The following is a 17,606-nucleotide window of genomic DNA, read 5'->3' as shown; positions in this document are numbered from 1 at the left end:
ATGATAGCATTTCAAAATATGGATCAAGAAAAAATCAAAGAAATTGAAGAATAAGCTTCTTAGGCTTTTATTCTTCAATTTCTTTGATTTTAAGTGTCTCTCAGGAGCATTTTAAGAACATTTTAATTTGTTTGTATGTATCTATATCTATATAGTTGCTTGAGTTACATTCATTTCTACCTATAGAATGTAGTTCAATTTTTTTTGCTATTTGTTATACCGATAGCATATTGGTGTTTCTTAACTCGTGGGGTTTTCTACTTAATCTAAATAAAGATTTCCTGAAAATAATCATTAGTGTGTGAACCAAAAACTAAATACTCGAAAAAGTGTCCTTTATAGATAAGCTATTCTATAGTGAGTCATCTGTTATAATTATGAGTAGGAGGGATTTTTATGAGCCAAAAAACAATTTTTAATTTAAAAGAAAAATTACTTGAAACGTATGACGTTTCATTTGATTACAATGGTATCTCCGGTAAGCGATTAGCCGAACGGTTAGGAGCTTTGTCAAAAATCGGATTAACAGAACAGAATGGTTCTTATCGTACGGGTTTTTCATTTGAAGAAAAAGAAGCAAAAGAACTGGTCATGAAATGGATGAAAGAATCCGGACTTTCTGTACATCAAGATGGAGCAGGCAACGTATTTGGTCGGCTGGAAGGCAAACGCCCAGATGTACCTGCCATATTAAGCGGTTCTCATGTCGACAGTGTCCCAAATGGTGGACACTTCGATGGTCCATTGGGAGTATTATCTGCTTTAGAAGTTGCAGAAGCTTGGAGAGAGACAGAATTCACACCAGAAAAACCTTTTGAAGTCGTTATTTTTTCTGATGAAGAAGGATCGAGATTCCATGGTGGTTTGAATGGAAGTGAAGCTTTTATGGGATCAGGCGACTTAGACGAGAAGATAAAAAAGAAAGACACTAATGGAGAAAGTTTTGAAAAAGTATTGCAAGATGTGGGGTTAAGTCTAGAAAGTTACTCTAATGCCAAACGGGATTTGGATGATATCGAAACCTTTATTGAAATACATATCGAGCAAGGAAAACGGTTAGAAAAAGAAGAACTTCCTTGTGGAATTGTGACAGGAATTGCCGGACCTCACTGGTTGGAATACACCTTTCAAGGAGAAGCGGGTCATGCAGGAAATACACCGATGAATGACCGGAAAGATGCCTTACTTGCTGCCAGTGAGTTTATAGTCAAACTCAATCAAATTCCACAGCAAATTAATGATACCGCTGTAGCCACAGTAGGAAAACTTCATGTAGAACCTAATGGAGTTAATGTCATCCCTGGGAAAGTTACCTTGTATGTCGATAGTAGAGATATCTATGAAGAATCAAGAGATACCTTAGTCAATCGCATTATTCAGCTTGGAGAAGAAATTGGAGTATCACACAAATTGTCTGTTACGTATAAAGAAACCTTAAAGAGCCCACCTGTGCCAATTTCTGAAGACCGGCAAGAGCTACTTGAAGAGGCTATGAAAGTAAACAGCATTCGTCCTTATCGTTTGCCAAGCGGAGCAGGACACGATGCAATGGTTCTCGGAGAACAAATTCCGATAGTCATGCTGTTTGTTAAGAGTAAAGATGGCATCAGCCATAACCCGGCAGAATGGTCAGACTTAAATGACTGCATCCAGACCATACACGTACTCAAAACCTATATAGAAAAATTGCAGTACTAAATTCCAAATAAAAAATATAACCTTGTAGTGCAAAAAAAGAACACAAAAAACGGTGTAGTTCATACTACTTCGTTTTTTGTGCTCTCGACTCTTATTCTGCTTTACATGACAGTATTAACTTATTTATATCCAATTCAACTTTTCTTACTTTGGGTTACTAGTGTAGTAAGCGACATGCCTAACCTATACCTAATTAAGTATTCCTATAGAAAAATTTATTATATTTTTTATTTTGTACTTAAATCATCTATTGTTTCTTTTAGTAGTTCATATTCTGATATCGATATAGTGGTTTCTTCCATATTTTTTTCTAGTAGTCTATTTAGAGATTCCATGCGGCCTTGCAAAGTACCATTATTGTAGTGGTTAATTATTATTTCTTTTATCACACCAAACATAATAATCATCTCCTTAAATCTATAATGAATAAATTGGATTTTACTCTATTAATAATATCATAACTTGACGTCTTCCATTTTATTAAAATTTTCGCAATACCGTTCCCAAAAACAAGTGTTTTTGGTATTCTGTTTTTGTATAAGCTAATGTAGTCAAAAATCTTTATAAATTCAGCTTTTTAAAGATTACCAAATCCTATTACAAATAAGAGAATTAATACTTTATTAGGAATATTTTACAAAAGAAGTGAAAATACGATTTCTTTGCCATCTAAGATTTTCGTAATATTCAAAAAAATTGCCAATTAGTTCCAGAACAACAATTAGAAAAATTCATGAAATTTAAAACAAAAAAAAGTCTTTCAGATAATGGCTAATCATTTAATCAATGAAGATCCGCTATCATCTGTAGCGGTCATTATAGCGATTCATGCTGATTTAACGGATTATATGCAATATAATCGCGGACAATTAAAAAAATGAAAATATGATTCTAAGTGCGGAGTTTCAAAAGGCATCATCTTAAGAAACTCGATTTATTATGACACAGCTCATTGATAATCTTGCATATCTCTTAGATGTAACAGGTTCAGATGATGATAAACTCTTAGAAATCCTGGATATGCTCGTTTTCAGATGAAAAAGGCTGAACAAGACAGATGGTACTGAATTACTCACTGTTACAACGGCTAAAGGTAGCAATGTCTTCTTACGGACATTGCTACCTTTAGTCTATTCTTTGTAATTTAATTCGACCTTTATTAGGTTGAACTCCTCTATCATTAAAGTAACGTCCTTCTAAAGTTTTATCCTTTTTATGAAAATTCAGCTGGTTTACACCTGTATGGTGTCCAGACTCTACTTTAAAATTATTACTTTGATTCTCATAAATGAAGTCCAGTTCGGTAAGGAAATCATCATCCCTCCGTATCCGAGCTAAAGAACTATTGGAGTTGGAATCTCCAAAAGTTGATACAAAGCAGATACCGGTAAATGTCTGAGAAATATGGAGTTCCATAATTATGTCCTTATCTTCGTCGAAGCTAGAATTTAGTATTCCTTTATACGACCCATTTAAATTGGGAATCCCTGTCAATTTACTAATGAGAGGGAACTTCCAAATCCACTTATCAAAGAGACAAAATAGAAATTTATAAATTACAATAGGGGTAATTGCAATAGAAAGCAATGAGAATCGAGATAATTCAGCTATCACTTGGGAAGTATCTTCGATGTTAATTAGTTTTTCTATAATACCTGTTACTTCAAGTAAAAAGAAAATTAAAGCAGATAAGATTATGAAAAAATATTTAATAGATCCTCGAACCTTACTATCTACGGAATATGGATGCATTCAATTATTCCTTTCTCGTTTGAAACGGTAATAGTTAACCTCTGGTCTTTCCCCATAATAATAAGAATTGTATAAGGAAAATAGTTACTCTTTTTTTCGGAAGTTAATTCTAAAATTGTGTGCTTATCTCTCTGACTTGGTATAGGAAGGATATTAGGATGTGTGTGCCACTCTCCTAAATAATTTAATTCTCCTTGAGTTTCTTTCCATAGACTGTCTATGACTTTTTGCGCTCTCTTGCCATTTCTTATATATGCTAAAGAGAAGAGTTTCTTACCTTTAATAGGTTCTGCCTTTTCGATAAAAATAGTCTTCCGGTTTCGGGAAATTTTACCAAAGAGAATTCCTCCTATTTCCCAGTACCGTGCTTGTTTATATTCTGCCTTAATTTTATCTAAGACTGATTTTTGGATACAAAGAGAGTAAGGAAAAGTTTTATTATTCATCAATTCTACGGATAAATACTGATTGATCATCTTGGTGCCTCCATTTGGGAAGGATGTCCATTTCATTTTTACGTGCCTCTTTCATTTTACCAATCCAACAATAGTGATAATTACCAATTTTTTCTAACCCTTTTCTGTTGACTAAGTAATCTACTAAATTTTGTGTAAATAGCTGCATATCAAATCCAGAATAAGGCATAAATCGACTTTGACATCCAGCCTCCGCCCGCGAATACTGAGCAGGATCCCTAGTAATTCCAATTTTAATATTTCCTGTGGAATCGAAAATATAGTCTTTTGTCTTTTCGTCAATCCTATTATTCAAGATTAAAGCATGTCCTGCTACCAAAAATGGTTCCACCCATGCTACTACAGTTGGTTTTTTTATTTTTCCAGATTCAAGTAACTGAATAATTTGTTCCTCAATATTTTCATCTCCTGTAGCAATTACTAGTAAATCATATTCTTCTTTTATCAAATTTCCCTCTTTCCCGAGAAATTCGCGATAAAAACTGTGGGTATGTGTATCAATTTGTATAGCTGGATAGTTGGAATTTATTCTGCTTGCGACCGCTAATGTCTTGGGATATCCCATAAAATCCACGCCGCACAAATGTCGACCGATATTTTCGCTTTTTAGTGATTGATTATCCTGAAGAATAAGTTTGGAGAAATCCCCTGTATCGCTGAGACTTTTGCTCAGAAAGCTACCAAGGGATCCACAACCTACTACATAGGCTGTTTTAACATCTCTATTTGGAACACCCGCTCCCCCACGAGTTAGAACCCTCACATGAGAAAAGTCTTCTACACTCAAGCGTCTGACTCTTTTTCCTTTATTGAATTTTATAATTCCTCTCATAGATTTTTCTTTTTTTACCTTTTCTTTTGGAAATACCATGCTAGGGATAGTTAGAGCTACTAAGCTCTTAACCGGTAATTCCTCATTTTTAATTCCTAAAATAATTAAATTAAATTTGGAAGATGAGTAGTGCGTGCGTAGATAATTGAGAAAAAATGGGAAACAGGACTCATCTTTTAATAAATAATATAAATCTTTTATAGTCTCAATGGGTTTCAACAACCTGATTTCTTCCACTGGCAAATAAACAGCTACTTCGCTATATTTTCTTGTGACAAGCGAAAGATTATCACAAAGATTTACTATTGATCCCAAACTCACGTGAGGGCTCTTGACTACCATGCGTATGTCCTGATCCTTATTCTCAAAAAAATGGGAATCCAAAAGTGTAGGAGAATTATAATCTTCCAGCATCGAGTAGATTTTCATGGACTGGTTTTTTCCCCAAAGGTCCAAAAATTCATAGGGATATTCTGAGAGGTTACCTTTTTCTTTGGATTTTCCCAACAGTTCTTGTGCTCGCTGCAAAGTTTCTACAGCTATCTGAGAATAATTTTTATAATCATGCCTGTCGGAAGCTTCTTCAAATAGGCATAAACGATTGCCTACAATCATGTGAGCGACCTCAAAACTTAAGGATCTTTTCTCCTTTAGGTAAACTTGTAAGAAAGTAAATGGATAGTCTTCAGGGATTATTACTTCTAGCTTCACCTCTTCTTCCCTTACATTGAGAGAAAGCTCGATTTTATTATCCATAATAACTGATTGATATCCATTTTCTTGAAATATTTGACTAATATCTTCAAGCGTAATGTCGATTTTTTCCACCTACACTTTCAGGCTGATTTGTTTTTAGGTAATCCTCGCTATTTTTATTTTCGCTGTTTCCCAGAGGAAATCTGCTACCGAATAATTCTATCAACACTTCAGAAGCTTCCCGTTCATTTTTGGAGTCATATATAGCATCATTAATTTTATTCTTTAGGATTTTCAGATCTTCCAGTAGAGTTTGTTGTTCGCTATAAGTATAACTGGATAGAAGATCTTCCTTCTTTGGTCGTACGGGCTTACAGCAGGTAAAATCATCTTCCAAACGATCAATAATATTCGTTATGGTTCCTAGTAAAATAAGTGAATCATTCTCCTCTGAATAAAAACACTCTGACGCAAGAATAGTTATGGTGATTCCTTTCAGATTAATTGAATTATGGTGTGTCCAAGTTTTTAAATATCTTACGGTTCGTCGAAGCTCCTTTCCATTTTCCTTTACTTCCTCCGTAAACCAATCAGAGAAAGCTTTAGGGTCGCTTATCTGCCAATCTTTTGTAGTGTGCGCAAGATAAGCGACATCTTTTCCTAATTCATCTTTGCCCATAATATAGATAGGTAAATCAATGTGATAGTTGCCTTGGTAATTAACCCGTACGCAAGTATCTTTATCAGTAATTTCTTTTGTATGGTCTTCCACCGCTGATAGGATATCCTTATGAACAGAAGTAGGAACTGGCCAATTAGTTTGATCGGTTGCATATCCTTGAAGATAGACACCGTTATCCAAATCGAAGTCTTCCTCTTCTTTTGGCATGATAGCAGTATGCATGTGAAAAGATCCCTGTGAGCTGTGTTTTGGTGCTATCAAACCCTTATCGATATAATAAGTATTGATTTTCTCCCTCAAGGTATCTCTACCTCTGCGTATATTTTCTTTGTAAGTATCCGTTAAAACAATTTTTTCATTGAAAGTAGAAAATAATTTTGACAAGTCATTCATTTATATTCCTCTTCTCCATTTTTCAAAGTACAGATTAGTCCTTTATTCCTATTATAACAGTATGGATCAAATCTATCTACTATATATAGTTTTTTTGTTAGGAAAATATCTACATATAGTGTTTCGAAAAATGGTGCAGTCCTAGAGGCAAGATATTTTCTTGAATCACATTCTTATATGCCTACTTTATTACCTTCCAATCGGATAATCAGAATACGGAGTTATCAGAATCTCAATATGGATTTTATATCCTTCCTAATTCTTTTATAGTTTTCTTTTATAGCGAGTTAAGGTACTCTTGCTAATTCCAGTCATCTTCTCTACTTCTGTGTAGGAGTGAGTTACTAAGAGACTCATTGCCAGATTGATTTGCTGCTGAGAAAATTTCTTTGGGCGTCCTTCTCGAAATCCCGGACGCTGTTTAGCAATCTCTTTTCCTTCTTGAGTTCGTTCCACAATTAAATCACGCTCAAAGTCTGCGAAGGCGCTAAATATAGTAAAAATTAGTCTACCAGTGGATGTGTTTTCAATTACACCCAAGTTCAAGACATTAATCTTAACACCTTTTTCAAAGAGGAATTTGATTGTATTCAGGGCATTTTGAGTACTTCGAGCAAATCGGTCTAGTTTTGTCACAACCAACGTATCTCCAGTCTGAATTTCTTGAAGTAGCTTCTGAAACTCGGGACGGTCATTTTTCGTTCCTGTGATTTTTTCAAAATAGATTCGGTCGCAATGTTCCTCTTCCAGTTGGCGCATCTGACCTTCTAAATCCTGATGACGGGTACTTACTCGTGCATAGCCATATTTCATATTTTTCACCCTCTTTTTCACTTTACTTTTGACCATTAGTTATGACACCATTGTATGTATTGATTCTACTGGAATTGAAAATCATAGTCAATACTCTTAAGTTATGATCATGAAAAGGAAATAGAAAATTCCACGTCTTAATTTAAAAAGTGGAATTTTGTGATTATTTCGTTATGAATTATTTTTTTCATATTTGGCTTTTAATAGAGCAATATCTCTTTTGTTTCCCTTAACTTTTAAGCTAGATAGTATTTTGTTCTCAGTTTCGGGACTCCAATATATTTTTAGACGTTCCTTAGCGCGTGTAATCGCGGTATAAAAAATACTATGTGTTATCAATTCACCTATTTCATCTGTAAGAATAACTTTTACAGAGCTATATTCTAATCCTTGAGCTTTGTGGATTGAAACTGCATAAGCAACTTGGAAAGGTACAAACGAATCTGAATAAGTGTCATCATCTTCATCCGTACTTTTACGCTTACTTACTGAAAAACGAATAACAGAATTCCCATTTAGGGGAACGTCCATTAATTCAAAGTCATAACGTTCTGCATCTAACTCATTAATAACTTTATCCAGTTCTACGCCAAAATAAATTTCGTCTCCCATAGTATCAATACTAACAATAGTTCCTTTTAAATTATTATAAATAAGTGGAGCAAATCGTTCTGACTCATTAAATAGTACTGGATCTCCTATTTTGTAAGTATTTATTCCCCATTGAAAATCCTTATGTGGATTACTGCCTTGTAAAAAACTATTAATGTTATTTATGCCATAGAGACCATCATAATTTAAGCATAGAATAATTTCATCTTCCTCGGAATGATCAAAAATCGATTCATCTAGGTTTTGTGAATATCTATAGCTTGTTATATGTTCTAATACATCTTTATCTAGACTCCTAACTTTGTTCCAAACTTTTATGAGCCTACTATTGGTACTTCGATATGGGATAGTAAGTTCAAATACAGACGATTTGAACTCATTTGAAGAATAGGCTAAGTCAAACCAATTCCCAAACGATATAGATTCTATTTGGAATATATCTCCCACCAAAACTAGAAGTTTGAAGTTAGCCTTTTCCAAAATAGCTTTCATGTCTGCATTACTTACAGTACTACATTCATCAATAAATAACAGATCGTAATCACACTCTTCATTCCACTTAGAATTGAATTTTGCAATTGTTTTAAACGTAGAATGCGGTGCTTTAATTCTACGTTTAAGATTATCTATCGCAGGATTTGTATTTGCTAAGAAAAGCTTATTTTGATCAGCAAAGAACTGAGATATATGTTCAATCATTGTTGATTTACCCGTCCCTGCTGATCCATATATTAGAGCAAGACGAGAACCTTCAAACATTTCCATTAAATAGTTTTTTTTATCTAAACAATCAATTCCGTGAGGAGTAGTTTGTAACCATGAATCAACTGAATTAGTATAGTTCTTTATCCCTGTAGAAGTAAGCTTTTTAAGTTCTTCTATAATCCAAAACGTATCTTCGACATAACTCTTAATATAAGTAAAATTGTTATACAATTCTAATTTACGGCCAGCGTGTTTATAGTATAAGTTGGAATTATACTGATCGATTAGCATTTCCGTATTATTAAAATCATTCAATTCTTCTTGTGGTGTGAATAGCAATCCCTTTTTTTCTGTATTATTCTGAATTATTTTAGCAAGTATTTCATGTTCTCTTTCAATTGGAGATATGCATTCAAAAATATCGGTTATTCGAATATTATGTCCAAGTAAAGAGGAGTTAAAAGGCATCTCATCGAATGGAATGCATCCGAATGATAAGAATAATCCTGACAACCTCGAGCAGGATCTTCCTTCGTATTGTAACTTAATTATTTTATTGTTTAATCTTAACAATAAGTATCGAAGTATGTTAGTCCCAGGAACCCCCTTCTTAATTATTTCGCGACACTTATCCAGATTATCAAAAATAGTTGTTCTTTTTCCATTGGATGTTATTTGTTCCCGAACAAGAAAATAATAATCATCTGATGATGTCACTAAATCCAATAAATTATTACGAGACACAGTTAAATAAGTCATTAAATTATAATATTCTTTATAACTACTACTAATCTGGGTTGAATTTCCTAAAATTTTAAAAAAATTATTGAGCTCGCAAGGACGAATAGATACCTCCCATCTATCTACGATGTGGATAGGCATTTGTTTTCCCATGATATGTATATAATCTTTTTTAACAGATAGTTTTACAGCGTAGTTGCTTGAGATATCTAAATGCGTAAATGCAATCACTCTATCAAACTTACTTACCTTATCGTTAGCTGTAGTGAATGTTATCTCATAATAGATTCTTTGGTTAATAAAGAATGGTTTAATTTTCTGTACATAATATCGGTCATTATATTGACTTATATTTTCTATTGATTCCCTATTATCTATCTGTTCAGCAATTTTCTCATAGTACTCCATTAATTTTTTATCTGTATTAATAGGGAACTTGTCAATATTTTCGAGAACTGTCATTCCGTATTTCTCTTTTAAAAACACTTTTATTTTTAATAAATACTCATAATACTTGAGCAATAATCTCTCAGAGTTTTCTTCATCAGGAGTATAGTGAGAAGCAGACATTTGTAGAAAACTATGGAATTTTCTCAAGTCTTTAGTTTCTCCTTGTGATTTCACATATTTTATAGCTGCTTGAATATTTGTGTATGTATTCTCAATATCTTGTCCATTTGAATAGATTTTCAAAAAAATGTGTTCTACAAGATTTCTCGATTGTGATATTATATTTTGTGCTAAGGGTCCTCTCTCATTCACTGTAAACTTGTCGACGTTGAAACATATATTTCTGTTTATAACCATAATATCTTTATCTATCTGCAATAGTATCACTACTCCTTATAATAAAATAATGTAATTTTTAATTATGTAAATTAAAGTTATTTTCATCTTAATTAGTATAATTGTTTTTATTTTAGTAAAAACAATCTTCATTTCGTGATTTCACACATCATAATAATCCGCTCTCATTTCTTGAATTCAGGAAGGTAGATGTTTGAAGTAAAATTAATCTATACTAATTGAAATTCCGATAACATATATAATTATATCATTTTTTTTTTTATTTATGGATTGTCTACACTAAACTGTACAAAATTTATATGGTCTGCAATCGGAAGTCCAACGGACTTTTGTATCCGAGGGTTCCGTGAATCCTAAATTTATTGAACCAATGGATATAATCACTCAGTTCTACTTTCAGGTGATCAAGACTCGTAAACTGTTTTTGATAAATGAATTCTGTTTTAATTACTTTAAAGGTAGCTTCCGCTACAGCATTGTCATAGGGACAACCCTTCATACTTAAAGATCGACAAATACCAAACGTTCTCAGAGCTTCATCTATCACTTTGTTTTTAAATTCGCTTCCTCGATCCGTATGAAATAATCGAATAGAGCGAAGATCTCGGTTTATACTTGCGAGGGCTTCGTAGACTAAGTCTGCTGTCTTATAAGTACCTACGCTTTGTCCAATAATTTCTCGATTAAAAAGATCAATAAACAAACAGATATATTTCCATTGCCCATTTACGCGAACATAGTTTAAATCACTGACGATAACAGCTAGCTCTTCTTGATCATCATACTGCCTACCTAATTCATTTTTTACGGGTTCTTCATTTACCTTTGACTTAAAAGGTTTAAATTGTACCACTGTATAGCTTGAAACCAATCCAAGTTCATTCATAATCCGGCCGATTCGACGTCTAGAGACTGAATACCCTTGTTTATTAAGCTCTACTTTTATTTTACGTGTTCCGTAATTATTTCTACTTTTGCTAAAGATGGTTTGAATGACCTGGTCTAATTCATTTTCTTCCTCTTTTACTATTGGTTCATAATAAAAAGTACTTCTAGGAAGGTCAAGGACGTCGCACATTGCTGATACAGGGTATTTGTGTTGGTTACTACGAATCACATCTACCTTCGTCCTATGATCAGCGCTGCTTGCTTTAAAATATCGTTTTCCATCATAAGACGTTGATTATCTTTACGTAATTGAATCAATTCGTTTTCCTCTGGAGTTCGATTATCCTTTTCGCTAAACGAACCTGAGGTTCGACTCTGTTTTAGCCAGGTATCAAAGGAAGAAGGAGACAAGTTATATTCTTGAATAATTGCTGCTCTTGATTTTCCAGTGTCATGTAATTTCACAATTTGATTTTTAAATTCTTTGGTATAGGTACGCCTTTGTCTTCTTTCGGTCATAGTAGATTCTCCTTTTTTACTCTTCATTCGAATTTTACAAGACCTTAATTTTATTGTCCAACTAAGTGTAGCCTATCCAAAATAACATAATTAGGTGAGAAAAATTAAACTCTTCAATAATTAAGTATTTTTTGGTCTATGTGGTATTTTAATAAGAACAAAGATTTTGGGAGTGATAATACTATTATTATCAATCTTAAATTATTACTATACCCTAATAAGACATAGCAAAAAAGTAATCAATGAAATCAATATTTTTCGCATTAATTTCATTTATAAAAAATAAATAGTAGGTTTTTAAATAGATTATATGGTATAACTAACTAAAGTAGTAAAAGCAGGAACCCCCTTGCCATAAGTAGGGAATGATAAAGCAGGAGCACCCTTGCCATAAGTAGGGAACGATAAAGCAGGAGCACCCTTGCCATAAGTAGGGAACGATAAAGCAGGAGCACCCTTGCCATAAGTAGGGAACGATAAAGTTAGTTAAATGTATAAATCAAAGAGACTCCTCATAAAGATATGAGGGGTCTCTTTGGACCTTATGTCAATTATTAACAAATAACAGCATTAGAACTATATTATTAAAAGAAATTTTGATTTATTAATTTGAACTATTATTTGATATATTACCTCGAAGTACATTTCATAAACTTCCACTTTCATCAGCAACTTCAGACTCTTATTGTCGGACTAAAAATTCTTTAGTTCATTTTGTACGAAGGGTTTGGTAACCTTTTTTATTCAGATAGTTACTTTTGCTAATGGTTTTATATTATGTAATAAGTAACTAATATATAAGTAACTTAATGACTTAGCAATTAGTATCTTAGTTACTTAACATTATAAACAAAGAACTCTCTTTCCATAATGAAAAGAAGGGAATTCTTTGTTTATAATGGTTTTATGTTAAGTAATTAATTCTAGTATAGAATATAAATTAGCATGAATAATAAAATTTTTAATTTTAAAAAAAATTCAAAACCTCAACAGAATTATGCTTATTTACTACATTTTTTTAAAAAATTAACACCACTATTTCTTGTTTTTTTATACTTTACAGTAGTAGGTATCTATTTACTTGATATCACTATTTTTGCTTATTCTTATCCTGATGTAAATCAATGGTGCTAAAAAGCAACCACTGGTTGCTAGGAAGCGATCACTATTATTGATAGTATTAAAGGAGTAAATTACAAGAAAGAGGGAGATTTTTGTGCGGACAATTGAAGACTTTCGTTCTAATTATAATTCAATTATTTTTTCAAAAAAATTAAGTTCTAACAAAAAGAATACCTTACTTGAAAATTTATTAAATGAAATTAACTGTATCTATTTTGATACATATGAGAAAGAACGATCGATACTTGAACAACAGGAAGAAGCAAAAGAACTATATAAAGATATTAAATCAACTTTAATTGATTCTTAAGTTAGCGTCGGTAATTGTTTTACGGAACATTATAAAAAGATCAACATTTATATAAATGTTGATCTTTTTACTGCCTTATTCTCATTCTACGTAGTTAATTAATTAATTCTGACATTTCATAGTACTCAACTACAAGATCATCTTCACCATCTTCGTCTACTACAGGAAATTCTCTAAAGATCATAAAATCTGGATCTTCAATTATAATCTGTTTTGAGTACCTTAAATCTAAATTATCTTTTACAATAAAATCATCTGAAATGCTATCATAATAAAATTTAACTGCTCCAATTTTTAAATCTGGAAACCGAAAATCACCAATAAAGAACGCAAAAATCCCACTAGAAAAATCCATAAAATCATCTCCTTAGTTATTTAATTTCAGTTTATATTATTTTTTAAGTTACTGCTGCTACTATTTTAGAAAAGAGCATAAGTGGAAACTGATATCACTTAATTTTCATTAAGCGATAAGTTGGCTGTGCCAACTGGTTTCATAGAGATTTTAAAGCCTAAAAAAGTGGTATCACTTTTTCTTTTTTTATACTCGGCGTTTACTCATTCTATACTCGGATTACACTCGGTGTATACTCGGGTTTTACTCATTTATACTTATAGAGATAGAAATATAAATGAATTTAAGCAAAAATTCCAACATAACTGATAGCACTCAAATTACTAAATCATGTTCTTTTTATAAAGACTAAAAAAGTGTTTCTAAAAGGCCGTTTTTTGATTGCTGCTTCCCTTTAAATTTCAAGGACTATATTATTCATCTTCAATTTTCAAGACGTTCTAAAGATTTTCTACGGCCTATGAGGATCTAATTAAACGAGTAAAATTTATTTGTGATCATAAAAAAATATAATTAATGTTTCTTTTTTTTATGATTAGTTAAATATTTCGCAGCTACTTTTTTTGCATGTTTTGTTGAATTATTACTAACTAATACTCTCGCTTCTTTACTCAACCTCTTTCCTTTATGAACGACCATTTTATCACCTCTTTTTTTTATTAATACTAACTTACATACTATTTATTTCTATAAAAATAATAATCGTATATAAAATAAAATTTTGGAGTGTTTTAGTTTGAATAAAAAAGATAAAAGGAACTAAAACGTAAGTTTGATAGCACAGTTGAAATAATCAGTTACGAAAGACCAGAACATTACTCTAAGTAGTGAGATTTTTATCTGATTAAGATTAAAATCACTACTATACACGCACTATACAAACGGTCTACAAGACCTATACAATCACTATACAAATGCTATACACCGTTAGCGAAAAAGTGATATCAAATAAAAAATTTCAAAACCTAATAGGCACAGCCTATTTATCACATTTTTATACAATGTGATATCAGGTTTCCTTATGCCCTTTACCAAAAATAGTCTGAATCATTTTTTATTCCTATTTCTTTTTTTCTTTTTACTTTTTTTACATGAGTGAAACGAATTTTTTAAAATTGCGAAGCGATTTTTCACACATTTACTTTAGCACACATACGATAATTTTTATCGTGTATAAGTGCACTCTTTTTTATCCAAAGTATTCTCATGTGAACACGAAATGCCGCTTTGAAAATAATCAACTCATTTATATTTAACTATCCGTCCTTCTAAAAAAATAAAGTCGTATACTCATGGAAGGCACTTAGCCAAGGGGAATGATTATTTTGATAGGACTACTTGAAATTTTTCATGCTAACCGTAAGGCAATTATTCAATCTACAAAATTAAGTACTCGTAAAAAAACACCTTACTTACTAATTTATTAATCGATATTGAGCTTGTCTTTTTTGTAAGAGGCGATAAAGATATGTTTATTATCGAATACCAAGAAGAAGCTAAACAACTTTGTAAGGATATCAAAAAGACTTTAACTTCTTGATAAATTTAGAATTCCAATCTAAAATCCACTACTATTTTTCTGGTTTTGTCTTCATTGATCCCACTAAAGCGATAGGTGATTTTTTCGCTGCTACGACAGGCTAATTCCATAAATATGGCACGTCATTGGTTTTATTGTCATAGTAATTAATTTATTTTGATTTCGACATTTCATATTTTTTTGAATATGAGTCTGTATTTAATATACAACCTGTTATACTAAATACATAGTGATTGATCTACTTTAAAATTAATTTACTTATTAATAATCTGGAAAGAAGGTTGAAGTATGGAGCCGGATAGATTTGAAAAAAAGAGGAATGATATAAATTTTTGGTTAAGTAATATAGATTCTAAAGTTTCTTTCTCATTAGCATTTGTTGGAATTATAATTGGGTTTATTTTTTCTAGTGACACCACAGATACTACTGTATCTTTTTATATTAATGAAATCACAGAAAATATTACTCTAACAATTATTACAATTAACTTTTTGATATTTATTTTATCAATATTATTTTTATTTTTATCTTTAATTTTCTTTTTACGTAGTTTAAAAGCTCGATACCAAAATAAAAAAGAACTGGATAAAAAATTAACTGATAAGTCTTTTTTATTTTGGGGAACCATTGCAGAAACTAGAAACTTTTCAGAATTTAAAAGTGCATTTATTTCAAATAATACGACAGATAAAGAAAATGATTTTTTATCTCAAATATATATAAATTCTAAAATTACTCAAAAGAAATTTAATTATTACAACAAAGGTTTATGGTGCTTAATGATAGGAACCAGTTTATTTATTCTTTTTAAACTTATTTCATATTTTTAATGAAAGGTGGATACTACTATGGCAAATACTTTAGAGGAATTAAAAGAGATTTTAAAAACTGATATTAATACTATTACTGATACTAGTTTCGACGTAAATATTACCTCTTCTACTTCTGTTCCAACAGTTGAGGATAGTGGAATAACTTATCCAAATTTAGATGAAAAAAAAATAAATGCTAAGACCATAACTACCTGTGTGTTATATATAGATATTCGAAAATCTACTGAATTAAATTTAAAACATACACCTAAAACCCTAACGAAATTATATTCTGCGTTTATGAGGTCCATGATTAAAGCTGCTCAACATTATAATGGTAAAGTACGTAATATTATTGGAGATAGAATTATGGTAGTTTTCGAAGAAGAAAACTGTTTTAACAATGCCGTTCATACTGCAATTTTATTAAATTCTGTATCAAAATATTTATTAAATCCAGCTTTTTCTTATAATGATATTTCTTGTGGAATAGGTATTGATTATGGTGAAATGCTTGTCTCTAAAGGTGGAATTAAAAAAAATGGTAAGGAAAATGCCCCTTATAAATCATTAGTTTGGCTGGGAAGTCCCGCTAATATAGCTAGCAAACTAACTGATCTTGCAAATAAAGATATAACTATTGATAAAAGTAATGTTTTTTATATTGTTGATTCAACAAGTATTGAAAAAAAATGTTATTATTTAAGCTTCAAAGAGTTTTTTTCTAATGATTATATAAAAAAGTACAATTTAGAATATATGGAACATGATCAGTATGACTTAGATTTAGGTTGGTTCCATTCTAATAAATTTAGTGCATTTCCTTGGAGTTTGACAGATCCTAAAAAAGTAAAAACCCCCGAAATACTTATGACAGAATCTGTTTTTTTTAATTACAAAAGAGAAAATATTAATAATAATGAAATTAAAAATAACTTGTGGAAAAAACAAGATTCATCTTTATACGAAGGATATAATATCTATGGTGGTGGATTAATTTACCCAGTATTTAAACCGTAGTATAAAAAGTTTTAGAAATGAATGAAATTTTAATAAAGTTTCATCCATTTCACCCTCATTGATTTCAGTATAATACTTTATATTCTTTTCACTGCTGCGACCGAAAAATTCGGTTAGCTTACCCTTATTTTTGGCATTATTTGTAATAAAGGCAACTAAACTTCTTCCGCAATGTATATTCTTATATCATCTTTTAATACTTTGGAAAGTAAAGATTTACCATCATTTATATTTGAGAAAAAGGAAGGTACGTAATGAGAGTTTCAGACATTATTTTTACAGGCTTTATTATAGCAATATTCATTGTTCCGATTGAAAAATATAATTTTATTTACAAATTAATCAATAAAATTATATTACTTAACAAAATTCCTATAAAAAACATTCCAATAATAATAAAAATAATATTCAGTATTCTGATAACTGTGCTTTATCTAATTTTAGATTATACAAATAAACCAACTTTACTATTCAATCATTTGAAGAATACTATTTTTTATCCGATTAGCTTAAGTGTATTATCTCCAGTTACAGGTGAGGTTTTAGTAGCTATAGTTGGACTTATGTTTACAATTCTAACTTTACTTTATACGGGTACTACAAACTTAAGAAAAAACGATGCAGAAGTCATATTTAAATTAGTTGATTTACTAGAAAATAATATTAAAGTCGCGAAAAAAGAAAAAGTAGATAGTGAAATTAACAGCATTAAAAAAGATAGTGAAGATAAAGATCTACGGAGAATTTTTTTATTAACGCCGATTGTAAAATTAAGCTAGACAAATAAAAAAGCCATTCGTGGTACACTCAAAATGTATTTCCGACCAAAGAA

At 31.2% G+C, this 17,606-nt stretch carries 14 protein-coding genes; 5 read left to right on the top strand and 9 right to left on the bottom strand.

Annotation, left to right across the window (positions count from 1 at the left end; all coding sequences use genetic code 11):
• Positions 1–396: 396 nt before the first annotated feature.
• Entirely contained in the window at positions 397–1,698 is a 1,302-nt protein-coding gene (locus ABS911_RS10485; protein ID WP_035024362.1) for a M20 family metallo-hydrolase, read from the top strand.
• A 227-nt stretch (positions 1,699–1,925) separates the two neighbouring features.
• Here the strand turns inward: ABS911_RS10485 and ABS911_RS10480 are convergent, their stop codons facing one another.
• From ABS911_RS10480 to ABS911_RS10445, 8 genes are all read right to left on the bottom strand, one after another.
• Positions 1,926–2,096: a hypothetical protein gene (locus tag ABS911_RS10480; RefSeq protein ID WP_156098825.1), complete on the bottom strand. Its 171-nt coding sequence runs from the start codon at positions 2,094–2,096 to the stop codon at positions 1,926–1,928.
• A 727-nt stretch (positions 2,097–2,823) separates the two neighbouring features.
• A complete protein-coding gene (locus ABS911_RS10475; RefSeq protein ID WP_350467558.1) occupies positions 2,824–3,450 on the bottom strand; it encodes a Cap15 family cyclic dinucleotide receptor domain-containing protein in 627 nt (208 codons plus the stop codon).
• Complete coding sequence (locus tag ABS911_RS10470; RefSeq protein WP_350467557.1) at positions 3,432–3,926, bottom strand: Mov34/MPN/PAD-1 family protein; 495 nt, start codon at positions 3,924–3,926, stop codon at positions 3,432–3,434. Before ABS911_RS10470 ends, ABS911_RS10475 begins: the two co-directional genes overlap by 19 nt.
• Positions 3,889–5,586 (bottom strand): ThiF family adenylyltransferase, encoded by a 1,698-nt coding sequence (locus tag ABS911_RS10465; protein ID WP_350467556.1) that lies wholly within the window; start codon positions 5,584–5,586, stop codon positions 3,889–3,891. The genes ABS911_RS10470 and ABS911_RS10465 overlap by 38 nt, the downstream gene beginning before the upstream one ends.
• Positions 5,561–6,529 (bottom strand): CBASS cGAMP synthase, encoded by a 969-nt coding sequence (locus ABS911_RS10460; RefSeq protein WP_350467555.1) that lies wholly within the window; start codon positions 6,527–6,529, stop codon positions 5,561–5,563. Before ABS911_RS10460 ends, ABS911_RS10465 begins: the two co-directional genes overlap by 26 nt.
• 264 nt (positions 6,530–6,793) lie before the next feature.
• Positions 6,794–7,342 carry a recombinase family protein gene (locus ABS911_RS10455; RefSeq protein WP_350467559.1) on the bottom strand — a complete coding sequence of 183 codons (549 nt, stop codon included), beginning with the start codon at positions 7,340–7,342 and terminating at the stop codon, positions 6,794–6,796.
• 171 nt (positions 7,343–7,513) lie between these two features.
• A complete protein-coding gene (locus ABS911_RS10450) occupies positions 7,514–10,237 on the bottom strand; it encodes an ATP-dependent DNA helicase (protein ID WP_350467554.1) in 2,724 nt (907 codons plus the stop codon).
• A gap of 265 nt (positions 10,238–10,502) precedes the next feature.
• Positions 10,503–11,614 (bottom strand): IS3 family transposase gene (locus ABS911_RS10445; RefSeq protein WP_350467553.1). Its coding sequence is split into 2 segments (ribosomal slippage): positions 10,503–11,362 and positions 11,362–11,614, totalling 1,113 coding nucleotides; the frame shifts between segments, so codons are not numbered across the junction.
• A gap of 1,216 nt (positions 11,615–12,830) precedes the next feature.
• Between ABS911_RS10445 and ABS911_RS10440 the strand changes: the two genes are divergently transcribed.
• Positions 12,831–13,046 (top strand): hypothetical protein, encoded by a 216-nt coding sequence (locus ABS911_RS10440; RefSeq protein ID WP_350467552.1) that lies wholly within the window; start codon positions 12,831–12,833, stop codon positions 13,044–13,046.
• Between the two features lie 94 nt (positions 13,047–13,140).
• On the opposite strand, the gene ABS911_RS10435 is transcribed toward ABS911_RS10440, so the two are convergent.
• The gene (locus tag ABS911_RS10435; protein ID WP_350467551.1) at positions 13,141–13,401 is read right to left on the bottom strand and encodes a hypothetical protein; all 261 of its coding nucleotides are present in this window, start codon (positions 13,399–13,401) and stop codon (positions 13,141–13,143) included.
• A 1,828-nt stretch (positions 13,402–15,229) separates the two neighbouring features.
• Here ABS911_RS10435 and ABS911_RS10430 point away from each other — a divergent pair.
• The 3 genes from ABS911_RS10430 to ABS911_RS10420 all read left to right on the top strand — a co-directional run bounded on the left by ABS911_RS10430 (position 15,230) and on the right by ABS911_RS10420 (position 17,553).
• Entirely contained in the window at positions 15,230–15,772 is a 543-nt protein-coding gene (locus ABS911_RS10430; protein ID WP_350467550.1) for a Pycsar system effector family protein, read from the top strand.
• Between the two features lie 18 nt (positions 15,773–15,790).
• Positions 15,791–16,774 carry an adenylate/guanylate cyclase domain-containing protein gene (locus tag ABS911_RS10425; RefSeq protein ID WP_350467549.1) on the top strand — a complete coding sequence of 328 codons (984 nt, stop codon included), beginning with the start codon at positions 15,791–15,793 and terminating at the stop codon, positions 16,772–16,774.
• A 254-nt stretch (positions 16,775–17,028) separates the two neighbouring features.
• The gene (locus ABS911_RS10420; RefSeq protein WP_350467548.1) at positions 17,029–17,553 is read left to right on the top strand and encodes a hypothetical protein; all 525 of its coding nucleotides are present in this window, start codon (positions 17,029–17,031) and stop codon (positions 17,551–17,553) included.
• Positions 17,554–17,606: the final 53 nt, after the last annotated feature.

Source organism: Carnobacterium sp. (assembly GCF_040274425.1).
This window is presented reverse-complemented; position numbering and strand designations above follow the sequence as displayed.

What these genes read in the sequence shown, in the direction of transcription:
- ABS911_RS10485 (WP_035024362.1), top strand. Translation starts at nt 397, where the DNA reads ATGAGCCAAAAAACAATTTTTAATTTAAAAGAAAAATTACTTGAAACG.
- ABS911_RS10480 (WP_156098825.1), bottom strand. Translation starts at nt 2,096, where the DNA reads ATGTTTGGTGTGATAAAAGAAATAATAATTAACCACTACAATAATGGT.
- ABS911_RS10475 (WP_350467558.1), bottom strand. Translation starts at nt 3,450, where the DNA reads ATGCATCCATATTCCGTAGATAGTAAGGTTCGAGGATCTATTAAATAT.
- ABS911_RS10470 (WP_350467557.1), bottom strand. Translation starts at nt 3,926, where the DNA reads ATGATCAATCAGTATTTATCCGTAGAATTGATGAATAATAAAACTTTT.
- ABS911_RS10460 (WP_350467555.1), bottom strand. Translation starts at nt 6,529, where the DNA reads ATGAATGACTTGTCAAAATTATTTTCTACTTTCAATGAAAAAATTGTT.
- ABS911_RS10455 (WP_350467559.1), bottom strand. Translation starts at nt 7,342, where the DNA reads ATGAAATATGGCTATGCACGAGTAAGTACCCGTCATCAGGATTTAGAA.
- ABS911_RS10435 (WP_350467551.1), bottom strand. Translation starts at nt 13,401, where the DNA reads ATGGATTTTTCTAGTGGGATTTTTGCGTTCTTTATTGGTGATTTTCGG.
- ABS911_RS10430 (WP_350467550.1), top strand. Translation starts at nt 15,230, where the DNA reads ATGGAGCCGGATAGATTTGAAAAAAAGAGGAATGATATAAATTTTTGG.
- ABS911_RS10425 (WP_350467549.1), top strand. Translation starts at nt 15,791, where the DNA reads ATGGCAAATACTTTAGAGGAATTAAAAGAGATTTTAAAAACTGATATT.
- ABS911_RS10420 (WP_350467548.1), top strand. Translation starts at nt 17,029, where the DNA reads ATGAGAGTTTCAGACATTATTTTTACAGGCTTTATTATAGCAATATTC.